This is a genomic window from Streptomyces sp. NPDC054813, from assembly GCF_053611365.1.
In genome coordinates, this window is record NZ_JBSHAF010000015.1 from 166,010 (window position 1) to 179,521 (window position 13,512).

The window sequence follows — 13,512 nt, forward strand, 5'->3', positions numbered from 1 at the left end:
ACTCATTTGCCCGTTTTTATTACACGTGTGTAAAACATGGTTTGCGGGGGGGGCGGGGCCGGGCCGCGGCCGTTTGGGCGGGATCCGCCGGCCCCCCGACGGTCCGTCAGGTCAGGGCCGGTGACGTGACGGGCCGGACCAGATGACGGGCGAAGAAGCGGGCCGCGCTGTCGGCCTCGAACCTGGGCAGTTCCTTGTGGCGGCCGGTGTTGACGTGCAACGTCTTCTCCTTGGAGGCGAAGGCGTCGAACAGCGCGAGCCCGGCCGCACGCGGAATGTGCTCGTCGTCCCATTGGAGCGCGAACTCGACGGGGACGGTGATCCGCCGGGCCGGCTCGGCCAGGGCGTCGGGCCAGTGCAGGCCGAAGACCGCGGCGGTGATCCTGGGCTCGACGGCCGTCAACGGCACCCCGATCGCGGTGCCCATGTTCAGGCCGTAGTAGCCGACCGGTCCACCGGCGCCGATCCCCGGCAACTCCTGGAGGGCGTCGAGGGTCGCCTGCCACTCCGGTACGGCGCGTGCCGCCAGGTGGGCGTTGTAGCGGATGACGACGGGGCCTTCCGGCTCGCCCGCCTCCCTCGCCCGGTACAACTCGGCGATCTCCCGCTCGTCGTGCGCGGTGCGCGGCCGGTCACCGTGGCCGGGCGAGTCGATACAGGCGACGTGGAAGCCGCAGCCGGTCACCAGGAGGCGGGCCCGGCCCGTCATCGCCGGCCACTTCTTGTGGGTGCCGCCGCCGTGGCCCATCAGCACCAGGGGCGCGCGATCGGGACCGGACTCAGGACCGGGGCCGGACTCGGGTGACCAGAGTACGCCGGGGATCTCGCCCAGGGTGAAGTCGCGTTCGACGACACCGTCCGACGTCGTCTTGGCGGTGAAACGTAGGGATTGCATGGGTTGTTGCCTTTCGGGATGGCCTTCTCGTACAGGCGCTCCCGGCGACACCTACGTCAATCGCCCGACCGTGACGGGGAGAGGGAGCACCCACTCTGCTACAGCGTTCACGGGTCTCACCTCCTCGCACGACATCACGGCCCCGCGGACGTTACGCACCCGAGCCAAGCGCGTCCAACGCATTTACGGCCCGTACGAATGACATCCGCGCGTCAGTTCGTCCAAGCGCCCCGGATCTTTGTCCATGGACGAGGCCGCCGTCGCCGGTGAGGGTCGGTTCATGGGTGACATCGGGTTCATCGGGGTCGGCGACGGGCCTGCACTGCCGGGCGGGCACCCGACGCAACCGCGGCGGATGCCGATCGGGCTTGTCGCACTGGCCCTTGGCGGCTTCGGCATCGGGCTGACCGAGTTCCTGATCGCCGGGCTGCTCCCGCAGGTGGCGTCGGGATTCTCGGTGTCCGAGGCGACCGCGGGCCGGCTGATCTCCGGGTACGCGCTGAGCGTCGCCGTCGGCGCGATCGCCCTCACCGCGGCGACGACTCGGCTGCCCCGCAAGCACGTCCTGGTAGGGCTGATGGCGCTGTTCGTCGTCGGCAACCTGCTGTCCGCGATCGCGCCCAGCTACTCCGTGCTGCTGCTCGGGCGGCTCGTCGCCGCCCTGTGTCACGGTTCGTTCTTCGGTATCGGCTCGCTCGTCGCACGCGGCATGGTCGTGCCGGAGCGGAAGTCCCGTGCGGTGGCGGTCATGTTCGCCGGGCTGACGCTCGCGAACGTGCTCGGTGTGCCGTTCGGCGCGCTGGTGGGCGAGCGTTGGGGATGGCGGGCGGCCTTCTGGGCGGTCACCGCGATCGGTGTACTGGCGCTGGCTGGCATCGTCACCCTGGTACCCGGCCGGGCCGGGGCGACGAGCGGGGACGTGGTGCGGGGCGCGCTGCGGGAGCAGTTCCGGGCGTTCCGGTCCCGGCAGGTGTGGCTGACCCTGACCGCCACCGCGCTCGGCTACGGCGGGATGTTCGGGGCGTTCAGCTACATCGCGTACACCTTCACCGAGGTCGGCGGGTTCGCAGCGGCGGATGTCGCCTGGTTGCTGATGCTGTACGGCGCCGGTCTGGTCGTCGGGAACCTGGTCGGCGGGCGAGCGGCGGACCGGAACCGCGACCGCGCCCTGGTTCTCGCGCTGCTCGCACTGACCGTGACCCTGGCCGTGTTCGGTCTGCTGGCCGGCAGTGCCGTGGCGTCGGTGATGCTGGTGTTCCTGATGGGGGTGACCGGGTTCGCCGCCGTCCCCGGCATGATCACCCGGGTGACCGACGCGGCCCATGGAGCGGCACTGGCCGCGAGCGCCAACGTCTCCGCGTCCAACATCGGCAACGCCCTGGGCGCCTGGCTCGGCGGCCTGGCCATCACCGTGGGGCTCGGCTACCGGGCGCCGCTCCTCACCGGCGCCGCGCTCACGCTGGCTGCCGTGATCGTCATGCTGGTAGCCGCGCCCGAGTCCGTACGGGGAACGGTCAGGCGCCCAGGCGGTTGATGTCCTTGCTGTACAGCAGCCGGCTCTCGGTCACGCCGGGGCGGGTCAGCGCCAGCATGGCGCGGGCGAGGTGTTCGGTGGTCGTCGTGTGGGCGGGCACGAGCCGGTGCAGCAGCGGGTAGAGCCAGGACGTGAGGGAGTACATGACACGGTAGGAGCGGGTCCGGGAGACCGCTCCGTGGCGGGGCTGGATATAGCCGGGGCGGAACATGTACGCGTTCATCGGCATCGCCAGGAGGGCGTTCTCGGTGCGCCCCTTCACCCGCGCCCACATGGTGCGGCCCTGTTCGGTGCTGTCGGTGCCCTCGCCGGAGACATAGGTGAAGGTCGGTCCGGGACTGGCGGCGACCAGCGCACGGGCGGCCACCAGGGTGAAGTCGTGGGTGACGCGGGTGTATTCGGCCTCGCTCTTGCCCGCGGAGGAGACACCGAGGCAGTAGAAGCAGGCGTCCAGCCCCGTCAGCCGGTCACTGATGGCGGACAGGTCGGTGAAGTCGTCGTGGATGACTTCGGTCAGCTTGGGGTGGGTGACGCCGAGCGGGCGGCGACCCACCACGCGGACGCTGTCGACCGCGGGGTCGAGGAGGCAGGCGCGCAGGACGCCCTGTCCGACCATGCCGGAGGCGCCGAAGACGACGACGTTCACAAAGGTCTCCATGACTGGGAGGCGGTGTCCGGCACGGTACCGGACCTCCACCGGGCGGGGGCGATGCCGGTCCGGCCGTCGAGGGCACTGCCGCCCTGTCCACGGCCGTTGCGCGGTCACATCTGCGATGATTTTATACATCTGTCAAACAGACAGGTGCGAGAAAGTACTGGAGGAGTCCCTCATGGCCACCCACACCTCCGTCTCACCGCAGGAAGCCGCCGACCGGCTTGCCATCCGTGAGCTGATCGACGCCTACGCCCACTGCGCGGACCGGCGGGACGCCAAGGGCCAGATGAGCCTGTTCACCGAGGACACGCGTTTCCTGGTGTTCATGGACGCCACGGCGGCGGAGCCGACGCAGGAGCTGCACGGCCGCGCCTCCCTCGCCCCGGTGTTCGACAACCTCAACTCGTATCGGACGACGACCCACTTCAACGGCCAGAGCACCGTCTCCCTCGACGGCGACCGCGCGACCGGCGAGAGCTACTGCCTGGCCCACCATCTCTCGGTCGGGGACGACGGCGGGCGCACCCTGATGATCGCGTCGATTCGCTATCTCGACGAGTTCACCAGGCAGGACGGCGAGTGGCTGTTCGCCGAGCGCCGTCTGATGGTCGACTGGACGGAGACGCGCCCCTCGACACCGTGAGCTTCGGGCGTCGCGGAGAAGGGTGCGCGCAGTGCGACCGGGTACCCGGCGGCCACGGGAGAGCGAGTCGGACACCGACAGCCCCCGGTGATGAGCCGTTTCCGACGAGGAGGAACAGATGAGCACGGTCAAGAAAGCCGTGGACGTGGCGGTCCCGGTCCACACGGCCTACAACCAGTGGACCCAGTTCGAGGACTTCCCGAACTTCATGGAGGGCGTCGAGGAGGTCAGGCAGCTCGACGACCGGCACAACCACTGGACCACGAAGATCGGCGGGGTACGGCGCGAGTTCGACACCGAGATCGTCGACCAGCTGCCGGACGACCGGATCACCTGGCGGGCGATCGAGGGTGACATCCGGCAGCGGGGATCCGTCCGGTTCGAGCCGCTGGACGAGACGCACACCCGGGTCGAGCTCACGATGGACGTCGAGCCCAGCGGTATGGCCGAGAAGGGTGCCGACGCACTCGGCCTGATCGACCGCCGCGTCAAGGGCGACCTCAGCCGCTTCAAGGACTACATCGAGCAGCACGGAGGCGAGACCGGCGCCTGGCGCGGTCGCATCCGCCCCGGTAATCCCGGAGCCTTCTGAAACCCCCCGAAGGCTCCGAGGAAGACCCCGAGAACGGTCGTACGACTCCGGCTGCGGGCCCGCAGCCGGAGTCGTCACTTCACGCCGCTGCCGCACTGCGGAAGGAGCGGCTGAAGCCGGCCTACCAGCGGGGGCGGGTCTGGTTCTCGCTGGACCTGGTGGGGGCGTTGCCGAGCTGGTACGGGGTGAGACGGTCACCGTCGCTCCCGGCCCGCGGCACCTCGTTCGGCTCGCGCATCTCGCGCTCCTCGCGCACCGGTCCGGTACGGGGCGGGGTGGGCTGTTCCGAGCGCCGGGGCGGCGCGGACTCCCGCCGTCGTACCCCGATGCCGAGGCGGACGGCCCCCACCAGCGCGGCCGCGACGAGCAGACCGCAGACGACGATCACGATCATCCCCACCGCCGAGCCGGCGGCGGCCAGTTGTTCATGAGTCCTGTACATCGGCCCCGGGTACCCACCGCGGCACGGGGGACACCCGCGAGGCGACGCACGGCGGACAGGACGGCATACGCGGGTCGCCCATGGCACCGCCCGGGAGTGGCCGGGAGGTGATGCAGCGGCGGGCCGCTGTCGACGCCGATCCGATCAACCCGGAGTACGTCACCCACACCCTCGACGGGTGGCCACGCCGAAGCTCACAGCGGGACGGTCCAGCGGGCGTCCGAGCGGGTCAGGGCGAACGCGTCGAGCGTGCTGCCCGCGAGGAGCACGGCGGCGAGCAGCAGCGGCAGGGCGGGGGTGCCGTCGCGGACGGCGAAGGCGCCGATCAGGGCCCCGGCGAACATCGCCAGCACCGAGAGGGCGCGCCGGCCGGTCCTGCCTCCGCCGCCTCCGGCGGCCCTGCTGTCGGAGGCCATGCCGGTGATGGTCAGGGTCAGGACGGTCGTGGTGAGGTCGGGTACGGCGAGCGCGCGGGCGGTCGCGTTCTGGACGCCCATGGCGAGGCCGAGAAGCGCGATCAGCGAGTACCGCGTGCCGGCGGTGTCCAGGGGGGCACCGTACCGGGCGACCGCGTAGGCCGCCAGGAACAGGACCGTCTCCACGACGAGCGCCAGGCGCAGGACGCGGCCGCGGTGCGCGCGGGCCCGGTGCGCGATCCGGCCGCCCACCAGGGCGCCCGCGCCGAAGGCGGCCAGCGCGGCCAGCGAGGCGGCCAGGGAGAACCCTGCGGCGCCCGCGATCGCGAAGCCGGAGAAGACCACGTTGCCGGTCATGTTGGCGACGAAGACATGGCCGAGCACCAGGTAGCTGAAGGCGTCCACGAGGCCGGTCACCACGGTGAGGGCGAGCATCACCGGAGGCAGGGGGCCATGGCGGTCCGCCGGGTCGGGCAGTACGGTCGCCCGTGCCTCACGGAGTACGGGCTGGACGGCATCCTTGATCGACATGGCGGTCCCTTCGGGACTGGAGCTGAACCGCACCTCGCGCGGTGCGTCCTCTCCAGCCTCCGGCCACCCCGGTCCCACTGTCCAACATATGGATCCGGGCGCAGCGATCGGTCATGCCGATCGATCGCCGCCGTGCTGTTCGAGGACTTCGAGAAACGCCTCGGCGGCCGGAGCCAGCCGGGTACCGTCGTACGCCACGCAGATGTGGTGCACGGCCTCGTCGTCCGTCAGACGCAGCATCCGCGCACCCCGGGGCAGCTCGTCGGCGGCGTCGAGGCCCAGTACGGAGCCGGGGCCGACGACGGTGGACCGGGGTACGACGGTGACGCCCACCCCGCGTGCGGCCAGCCGGATCATGTCGTGGATCTGGCCCACTTCGAAGTGCTGCCCCGCCTCCGCTCCCGCGCGGGCGAAGGCCGCCTCGACCTGACGGCGCAGGCCGCTGCCCCGCGTGAACTGGATCAGCGGGTGGCTGTCCGGCAGCTCGGCCAGGTCGATGGCCTCCCGGTCCGCGAGTGCGTGCTCGCGCGGTACGACGGCGACCAGCGGGGCGCTGCCCAGCGTCCGGTGGTCCAGCCCCTCCGGCACCTGCCGGGCGGCGAGTCCGACCACCCCGACATCGAGGGTGCCGGCGAGGACCGCGGCGGCCATCCGGGAGCTGGGATCGTTGGAGACGCGCAGGTCGACGCCGGGATAGCGGGCGCGGTAGTCGGCCAGCACCTCCACCATGTCGAAGGGCACGGCCATCGTCTGTACCAGGCCCAGCCGGAGCCGGCCCCGGCGCAGACCCGCCAGCGCGTCGAGGGCGGCCTGGGCGTGGTCGACGTCGGCGAGGATGCGCCGGGCCCGCGGCTCCAGCAGTTCACCGGCGGCGGTCAGCCGCACCGAGCGGCTCGTGCGGCTGAACAGCGGGGCACCGACGTCCTTCTCCAGCCGGGCGATCTGCTGGCTCAGCGCCGACTGCGCCACATAACAACGCGCGGCGGCCTGGGTGAAGTTGTGGGTCTCGGCGACCGCCAGGAAGTACCTCAGATGACGCAGTTCCATGGACATCAATCTCTCGCACCGATCGATCGAGGTCAATTCATGCGCCAAGCCGATGCCTCGGGGCGCCCGCACGGCACATCCACGGCACGGCTCCCGCGCGCCATGGCGAGGTCGTCGGCGTTCGTTCGAGGCGACCTCCCGGGCCCCGCTGCTGCCCGGCACCGAGCCGGAGGCCACGCACGCCTTCGACACCACTGCCACCGTGCGAGACACAGCGACCTGAACGCGCGCCGACGGCAGTACCGGACACGGTGGCCGAAGATCGTTGCGCGTACGCTCGTGCACATGGTTCAGCATCGATTGATCGACGTGAACGGAATCCGGCTGCACATCGCCGAGGAGGGTTCCGGCCCGCTGGTCGTGCTGCTGCACGGCTTCCCCGAATCATGGCACTCGTGGCAGCACCAGTTCGGCCCGCTGGCCGCGGCCGGCTTCCATGTGGTCGCCCCCGACCAGCGGGGCTACGGCAGCAGCGACCACCCCGGGGACGTCGACGCGTACAGCATCTTCCACCTGGTCGGCGATGTCGTCGGACTGATCCGGGAGTTGGGCGAGGAGGAGGCGTTCGTCGTCGGGCACGACTGGGGTGCGCCGGTGGCCTGGCACACCGCGCTGTTCCGTCCGGACCTGGTGCGCGGGGTGGCCGGGCTGAGCGTGCCGCCGCCGTTCCGGGGGACGAGGCCGCCGCTGCAGGCCATGGACGAGATGTTCGGTGGCCGTTTCTACTGGAACTACTTCGACCGGCCCGGTGTCGCCGACGCGGAGTTCGCCCGCGACACTCGTACCACGCTACGGAAGTTCTTCTTCTCGGCCTCCGGTGACAGCGGTTCGGTCGGGCAGCCCCTGGTGGACCCCGAGCGCGGCTGGCTCGCCGACATGCCGGATCCCGAGCGGCTGCCGGAGTGGTTCACCGAGGAGGACCTGGACGCCCTCACCGAGAGCTTCTCGCAGGGCTTCACCGGTGCGCTCAACTGGTACCGCAACCTCGATCGCAACTGGGAACTGACCGCTCCCTGGCAGGGTGCCCGCGTCACCACGCCCGCACTGTACGTCTACGGCGACCGGGACGTCGTCCCGGCGTTCCCCGGTACGCCCGAACTCATCGAGCGGCTTCCCGTCCTGATGCCCAACCTGGTGCGCAAGCCCCTCAAGCTGGCCGGCTGCGGCCACTGGACCCAGCAGGAGCGCCCGGACGAGGTGAACGAGGCACTGGTCGAGTTCCTCAAGTCCCTTTCCTGAGCGCTCTGCCGCGGTCGGGCTCCGCGGTCCGCGCCTGCCTCTACGATCTTCTCGTGAGCGCGTGGAATCAGAGCCTGACCGCGGCCGGGATCCGGGATGCGGAGCTGCGGCGGGACTACAGCACCCAACGGCGTACGGTCCGGCGGTATCGCCGGAGCGCCTACCTGGCCTGCCGGATGCTGCTGCCACCCGCGGTGCAGCCCCATGTGGTGGCCGCGACGGCCGTGATGCACCACGGGGACGACCTGCTGGACAGCGGTCCCGAGGCGCAGCGTGCGCGGGCGTGGGCCGACTGGGAGCGGCGGGTGCGTGCGGGGCTGGAGACGGGGACCAGTGACGATCCCCTGGTCCGCACCCTCCTGCACACGGTCGCCGCGCACCCCCGGCACCGGGAGGTCGTGGAGGCCTATCTGGCCACCGCCACCGCCGAGTTGGAGTTCACCGGTTTCGCGACCGAGGCCGACTACCAGGACTACCTCGACGCCTACTCGATGCCGGCCTTCCTGCTGATAGGCGCGCTGCTGGGCCCCGAGACCGATCCCGGCGGACGGTTCCTGGCCGGCTGCCGCAGGCTCATCGACGGCAGCCAGCGGCTGGACTTCGTCAACGACCTCGCCGAGGACCTGCGGGAGGGCCGGCCAGGCATCCCCGCGGAGACCCTGAAGCGTTTCTCGGTCACGGCGGAGGACCTCGCGGCGGGCCAGGCCTCGCCCGGTGTGCGCTCGCTCGTGGCACACGAGGTCGAGACCGCCCGGGCCGACCTGCGGTCGGCCCGGGAACTGCTCGAACTGATCCCGGCCGCCCACCGCCCACTGGTGGGCACACTGATCGAGATCGAACTGCTCACCGCCGAGGCCGTGCTCGCGCCCGGCACGGACGTATTGCGCGGCTCGGCGTCACCGTCCACGGTGGGCACCCTCAAGCTGGTGCTCGGTGCCCGCCGCCGGGCGGTGCGTGCTCAGCGGTAGCAGCTGGTGACGCCCGGGTGCCAGGGGCAGGCGATCCCGGCGAAGCCGCCGTCGGCGACGACGCCGACGCTCAGGTCGTCACCACCGCGCAGGACCTGACTCTCCTGGACCAGGCCTTCGGCGCCGTCCCGGATCGTCTGCACCAGCCACCGTCCACGGCCGATGGTCAGGGGGACCGTGGCGGTGTGGGCGGCGCCGGCGTACACCCCGCCCAGGAACCAGCGGTTCCCGCTACGGCGCGCGAGGACGGCTTCCCGGCCGGGGCTGCCGGCCAGCAGACGGGTGTCGTCCCAGGCCGCGGGCAGCTGGTCGAGGAAGTCCCGGGCGAGCGGCCGGGCGTCGTACGACTCGGGGGTGCCCGCGAACATCTGGAGGCCGGACTCGTAGGCGACGGTGAGTCCGGTCTCCGCGGCGTCGGAATTCGGACGCTGGCCGACGCGCTGGAAGCCGCCGGGGGTGAAGTCCATGGAGCCGATGACGTTGCGGGTGAAGGGGAGGGTGGTGAGGTGGGCGGCGGTGTTGGTGCGCTTCTCCTCGCCGCCGACGGCCTCCATGCTCATCACCTGGGGCCAGGTGCGCTGGATGCCCTTGGGGAGGGTGGCGCCGTGGAAGTCGACCAGAAGGTGGTGGGCGGCGGTCGCCGGGAGGATGGCGTCGTACCACCGGAGCATGGACTGGGCCTCGGAGTTCATGAAGTCGATCTTGACGCCCTTGACGCCCCAGCGTTCCAGGGTGGGCAGCCACTGGGCGCGTTCCTCGGCGGTGTCGAGGTCGCGCTGGTGGATCCAGACGACGATCCCGACGCCCTTGGCGCGCGCGTAGTCGACGAGTTCCGGCATCCAGCTGTCGGCCTGCCAGTTCGGGTCGGTGGTGTCCCACTCGTCGGTCTTGAAGTACCAGCCGGCGTCGACGGCCTCGTAGGGCCAGTGCCGGGCGGCCGCGTAGTCGACGTACGCCTTCTGCGCGGCGAGGCTCTGGCCTGCCGTGCGGCCGCCGGCGAGCCAGGTCCACAGCACGGTGCCCGGATGGATCCATGACGGGTCGGCGACCTTGGACGCGGGAGCGAGGTCGTCGGTGAAGGTGGACCGGGTGACGGTGGCGAGGTCGCCGGTGATCATGGCCCGCCAGGGGGTGGCGAGCGGCCCGTCGGTGTGGACCTGGGTGTCGGCGAGCTTGATGCGGTAGGTGCCGGTGCCCTGGGTGTGGGCGAGCCGGGCACCGGAGTAGGTGCCGGTGAGGTCGGACTCGGCGAGCAGGGTGTAGCCGCCGGCGGTGGCGAAGAGGGCCTGGTCCGAGTACTCGCCGCTGGGGGCGCTCGCGGCGGTGTACTGGTTGAACTGGCCCTCGTTGTCGACCCGGTAGGTGCTGAGCCAGGCGCCCGCGTCCGCCGGCAGGTCGAACGCGGAGGTCTCGCCGAGCACGTCGCCGGATCCGGCGGGCAGGACGTACCGGTAGGCGATGCCGTCGGCGGAGGCGCGGACGACCAGGTCGAGGCGGGCGCCGGCGGCGGTGGCGAAGGACAGTCGGGTCTCGTTCATGCGCACCCTGCGGTCCAGCCGTTTCCCGGACTTCGCCCGGTAGTGCTCCTCGACCGTCCGGTCCTTGCGATGCAGGAAGAGCAACCCCTCTGAGAGGTCGGCCTGTTGGGTGACGATGCCGACGGGCGACGGTTCGATCACCGTACGGCCGGCACGGGAGACGGCGAGGCTGAGGGTGCCGGTGGTGGTGTCGAGGGCGATGCGGGCCCGGGGGGCGTGGGCCGTCTCGGAGACGGTCCAGGTGTGCGACCGCTGCTCGGCCCGGGCGGGCGCGGTGGTCAGGAGAGTGGCCGCCAGTCCGGCGCAGAGCGCGGCGACCACGGTTCTGGGGAGCGGAACAGCCATGGGAACCCTGTCTTCCGGTCGGTGGTTACGGCAGTCCCCACGCCGCGCCCGGTTCGCTGACGGCGACCGGTGCGATGACGAGGTCCGGGCGGGAGCCGGAGTGCACGAGCACCTCGCGGCCGCGGGGCAGGTCGATGGCGAGGGTGCCGTCGCCGAGGTCGTGGGTGCGGGCCGGGGTGCCGTCGTCGAGCAGGACGGTGAGCGGGCCGGTCAGGCCGTGCCGGAGTCTGAGGGGCTCGCCCGCCAGGCTGCGGATCCGGATGAAGCGGGTCTGTCCCGCCTTGCGGACGGCGCTGACCAGGAAGGCGCCCTGGGTGCGGAAGTTGTGCAGGGTGAGGTCGGCCCAGGCGGTCGGTACGGCGGGGAAGACGCGGACGATCCCGCCCCAGCTCTGGCAGAACATGTCGTGCAGGGACTGCGAGGCGGACAGCGGGGTCTCGATGACCGGACCGGCCTCGGTGTAGTGGGTGTTGGCCCGGCAGGGGTAGCGGGTCGTGGGGTCGAAGAACTTCCGCAGGTAGCCGATGGCGGTGTCGCCGTCGCCGGTCATCGCGTACATGGAGGCGGCCCCGGTGTAGCTGTAGCCCCGGTGGGCGCCGGTCAGCGCGTGCCAGCGGACCACGGACTTCGTGATCAGGTCGCGGTTCTCCGGCTGGTCCCAGTTGACCAGGTACAGCGGGTACACCATCAGCAGGTGCGAGTAGTGCCGGTGGGACTGGGCGTACGGGGTACCGGCGCCGATCATGAAGCCGTTGTCGTCGACCGGGTACGGGGTCAGCCGGGCCAGCACCTCCTGCCAGCGGGGCTTCAACCCGTCCTCGATGCCGAGCAGTTCGGCGGAGTCGAGGAGGGTCTGACAGCCCCAGCGGATCAGCGCCAGGTCGTAGTTGGTGTCCTGCGGCGGGACGATCGGGTACTCGGGTGAGAGCGTGCTGGGCAGGTGCAGCCTGCCGTCGCTGCCCGGGGTGAGGAAGTGCCAGTAGTAGTTGATGGCGCGGCGCAGCACCGGGTAGATGGTGTCCCGGAGCAGGGACTTGTCCATGGAGTGCCGGTAGGACAGCCAGACGTTGTGCAGGGCCCAGGTGAGGTCGCCGGTCTCGGCGCCGGTGCCGGGCTGTCCCACCTCGCGGACGGCGAACATGTCGGAGCTGCGGCCGATGCCGGAACTGTCCGAGCGGTAGGCGGCGGGCACGTTGGCGGTGAGCTGTTCCTGGCTCTGGCGCAGGGTGGTGGCGAGGGCGTCCAGTTCCGGGTGGTTGAAGGCGTGGATCAGCCAGTATTCGAGCTGGACGTTGAGGTTCCACCAGACCGCCGGCCAGGGAGTGGGCTCCAGCCAGGGGCCCGGGGTGGCCATGACCGGTCCGTCCGCGCGGCTGGCGCAGGCCACCTTGTAGAGCTGGATCCAGTGGAAGCTCTGCAGCCGCTGGTCGGGGAACGACACGAAGCTCTTCCGGTAGAAGGCGTGCCACCAGCGGGTGTGCCGTCGTCTGAGGGTGCCGTAGGACACCGCGCGGCGCAGGTTGCGGCGGGAGTCGGCCTCGGCTGCGGTGTCCGAGGGGAAGCTGTGGCCGACGCTCAGCAGGAGCTCGTCGCCGGTACGGCGGTAGGAGGTGGCCGTCTGGCCGCCGCCGGTGAGAGGTTGGAGGACCTGTTCGGTGCCGTCGGCCGACGTCCGTTCGGTCCAGGGCGGGTTGGCGGTGTACCCGGCGGGCGGTGACTCCTGGATCCTCCGGGGGCTGACGGCCTCCTCGGGGTGGAAGGTCCAGGTGACCTGTTCGCCGCCGTGGGCCGTGGCGCGGACGGCGAGGACCTCGTCGTGGATGAGAGCGGCGAGGGTGAGGGTGCCGGCGGTGGTGGTGACGGTGCCGGTGAGTTCGGCGTTCCACAGGCTCAGCCGCCAGTCGACGGCGGTGACGGTGCCGGCCGGTTCGAGCGTGAGGTGCCCGACCGGGAGACGGGCGGTGCCCCAGCCGCTGCCGAACTCGGGCCGGTGGTCCTGGACCCGGCCGTGCTGGACGGTGAAGCGGATCTGGTTGGCGCCCGGCTCCTGGTAGATCATGCTGCCGAGCAGCCCGTCGCCGAGGAACGGCGCCTCGTACCAGAGGGTGGGCAGTCTGCTCCACACCAGGTCCTGGCCGCGCAGGAACCGGTCCCAGGCGCCGTCGGTGGTCATGGTGTCGCGGAGTTTCCAGGGGTGTCCGTGGCCGACCGCCGCCGCTGAGGGCTGCTGTTCGGCATGGGCGGTTCCGGGCAGGGCCGCGGCCGCCGCGCCACCGAGGGCGGTGCCGAGCACGGCTCGGCGGGGCACGGGTGAACGTTGCTCCGGCTGCGAGGTCATCGTCGTCCTCCAGACCTGACGGATCCTCGATACATCGGGTGTATCGGGGAACCTAGCAGCCAGCGTGGGCCTGTCAACTACCTCAACAGGTCAAGCTCTTTCCCAGTTCTGGGCGGTGAGCTTTGCGTTCACATCGACAACCCTGGCTCAGGTTCTTGACTCCTCCGATGAATTGACCTGTTCTGGCGCAACCGAATGCGCGCGCCGGTCATCTTGGAGGGCGGCAGTGACCGGCTTGAACGCCGTGGGGGGGGGGGGGCCCGCCCGCCGGGGGCCGCGGCCCGTCGGGGGGGCGCGCGCCGGGCCCGCGCCGCGGCCCGGCGGGGCGG

Annotated in this window: 12 protein-coding genes; 5 read left to right on the top strand and 7 right to left on the bottom strand. The window is 71.2% G+C overall.

Annotated elements, in window-relative coordinates; translation table 11 throughout:
* Positions 1-106: 106 nt before the first annotated feature.
* On the bottom strand, positions 107-895 hold the full coding sequence (locus tag ACWGJB_RS28905) for an alpha/beta hydrolase (protein ID WP_453382993.1): 789 nt from the start codon (positions 893-895) through the stop codon (positions 107-109).
* 355 nt (positions 896-1,250) lie between these two features.
* Here ACWGJB_RS28905 and ACWGJB_RS28910 point away from each other — a divergent pair, with 355 nt between their 5' ends.
* The gene (locus ACWGJB_RS28910) at positions 1,251-2,429 is read left to right on the top strand and encodes an MFS transporter (RefSeq protein WP_453383058.1); all 1,179 of its coding nucleotides are present in this window, start codon (positions 1,251-1,253) and stop codon (positions 2,427-2,429) included.
* Here the strand turns inward: ACWGJB_RS28910 and ACWGJB_RS28915 are convergent.
* A complete protein-coding gene (locus tag ACWGJB_RS28915; protein WP_453382994.1) occupies positions 2,410-3,087 on the bottom strand; it encodes an epimerase in 678 nt (225 codons plus the stop codon). The genes ACWGJB_RS28910 and ACWGJB_RS28915 overlap by 20 nt on opposite strands.
* A gap of 172 nt (positions 3,088-3,259) precedes the next feature.
* Here ACWGJB_RS28915 and ACWGJB_RS28920 point away from each other — a divergent pair, with 172 nt between their 5' ends.
* Positions 3,260-3,727, top strand: a complete 468-nt coding sequence (locus tag ACWGJB_RS28920) for a nuclear transport factor 2 family protein (RefSeq protein ID WP_453382995.1) — start codon at positions 3,260-3,262, stop codon at positions 3,725-3,727.
* Between the two features lie 118 nt (positions 3,728-3,845).
* On the top strand, positions 3,846-4,319 hold the full coding sequence (locus ACWGJB_RS28925) for an SRPBCC family protein (RefSeq protein ID WP_453382996.1): 474 nt from the start codon (positions 3,846-3,848) through the stop codon (positions 4,317-4,319).
* 121 nt (positions 4,320-4,440) lie between these two features.
* Here ACWGJB_RS28925 and ACWGJB_RS28930 read toward each other — a convergent pair whose 3' ends face one another.
* The 3 genes from ACWGJB_RS28930 to ACWGJB_RS28940 all read right to left on the bottom strand — a co-directional run bounded on the left by ACWGJB_RS28930 (position 4,441) and on the right by ACWGJB_RS28940 (position 6,755).
* Positions 4,441-4,761, bottom strand: a complete 321-nt coding sequence (locus tag ACWGJB_RS28930; protein WP_453382997.1) for a DUF6479 family protein — start codon at positions 4,759-4,761, stop codon at positions 4,441-4,443.
* 194 nt (positions 4,762-4,955) lie between these two features.
* Positions 4,956-5,708, bottom strand: coding sequence for a YoaK family protein (locus tag ACWGJB_RS28935; RefSeq protein ID WP_453382998.1), 753 nt, complete (start codon positions 5,706-5,708; stop codon positions 4,956-4,958).
* Positions 5,709-5,819: 111 nt separating this feature from the next.
* Positions 5,820-6,755 carry a LysR family transcriptional regulator gene (locus ACWGJB_RS28940; RefSeq protein WP_453382999.1) on the bottom strand — a complete coding sequence of 312 codons (936 nt, stop codon included), beginning with the start codon at positions 6,753-6,755 and terminating at the stop codon, positions 5,820-5,822.
* A gap of 285 nt (positions 6,756-7,040) precedes the next feature.
* On the opposite strand from ACWGJB_RS28940, the gene ACWGJB_RS28945 reads away from it, so the two are divergent.
* Complete coding sequence (locus ACWGJB_RS28945) at positions 7,041-7,994, top strand: alpha/beta fold hydrolase (RefSeq protein ID WP_453383000.1); 954 nt, start codon at positions 7,041-7,043, stop codon at positions 7,992-7,994.
* 53 nt (positions 7,995-8,047) lie between these two features.
* Positions 8,048-8,962, top strand: a complete 915-nt coding sequence (locus ACWGJB_RS28950; RefSeq protein ID WP_453383001.1) for a phytoene/squalene synthase family protein — start codon at positions 8,048-8,050, stop codon at positions 8,960-8,962.
* On the opposite strand, the gene ACWGJB_RS28955 is transcribed toward ACWGJB_RS28950, so the two are convergent.
* Positions 8,953-10,845, bottom strand: coding sequence for a glycoside hydrolase family 97 catalytic domain-containing protein (locus ACWGJB_RS28955; RefSeq protein WP_453383002.1), 1,893 nt, complete (start codon positions 10,843-10,845; stop codon positions 8,953-8,955). The genes ACWGJB_RS28950 and ACWGJB_RS28955 overlap by 10 nt on opposite strands.
* A gap of 25 nt (positions 10,846-10,870) precedes the next feature.
* Entirely contained in the window at positions 10,871-13,183 is a 2,313-nt protein-coding gene (locus ACWGJB_RS28960; protein WP_453383003.1) for a glycosyl hydrolase family 95 catalytic domain-containing protein, read from the bottom strand.
* Between the last annotated feature and the right edge of the window lie 329 nt (positions 13,184-13,512).

What these genes read in the sequence shown, in the direction of transcription:
- ACWGJB_RS28905 (WP_453382993.1), bottom strand. Translation starts at nt 895, where the DNA reads ATGCAATCCCTACGTTTCACCGCCAAGACGACGTCGGACGGTGTCGTC.
- ACWGJB_RS28910 (WP_453383058.1), top strand. Translation starts at nt 1,251, where the DNA reads ATGCCGATCGGGCTTGTCGCACTGGCCCTTGGCGGCTTCGGCATCGGG.
- ACWGJB_RS28915 (WP_453382994.1), bottom strand. Translation starts at nt 3,087, where the DNA reads ATGGAGACCTTTGTGAACGTCGTCGTCTTCGGCGCCTCCGGCATGGTC.
- ACWGJB_RS28920 (WP_453382995.1), top strand. Translation starts at nt 3,260, where the DNA reads ATGGCCACCCACACCTCCGTCTCACCGCAGGAAGCCGCCGACCGGCTT.
- ACWGJB_RS28925 (WP_453382996.1), top strand. Translation starts at nt 3,846, where the DNA reads ATGAGCACGGTCAAGAAAGCCGTGGACGTGGCGGTCCCGGTCCACACG.
- ACWGJB_RS28930 (WP_453382997.1), bottom strand. Translation starts at nt 4,761, where the DNA reads ATGTACAGGACTCATGAACAACTGGCCGCCGCCGGCTCGGCGGTGGGG.
- ACWGJB_RS28935 (WP_453382998.1), bottom strand. Translation starts at nt 5,708, where the DNA reads ATGTCGATCAAGGATGCCGTCCAGCCCGTACTCCGTGAGGCACGGGCG.
- ACWGJB_RS28940 (WP_453382999.1), bottom strand. Translation starts at nt 6,755, where the DNA reads ATGGAACTGCGTCATCTGAGGTACTTCCTGGCGGTCGCCGAGACCCAC.
- ACWGJB_RS28945 (WP_453383000.1), top strand. Translation starts at nt 7,041, where the DNA reads ATGGTTCAGCATCGATTGATCGACGTGAACGGAATCCGGCTGCACATC.
- ACWGJB_RS28955 (WP_453383002.1), bottom strand. Translation starts at nt 10,845, where the DNA reads ATGGCTGTTCCGCTCCCCAGAACCGTGGTCGCCGCGCTCTGCGCCGGA.
- ACWGJB_RS28960 (WP_453383003.1), bottom strand. Translation starts at nt 13,183, where the DNA reads ATGACCTCGCAGCCGGAGCAACGTTCACCCGTGCCCCGCCGAGCCGTG.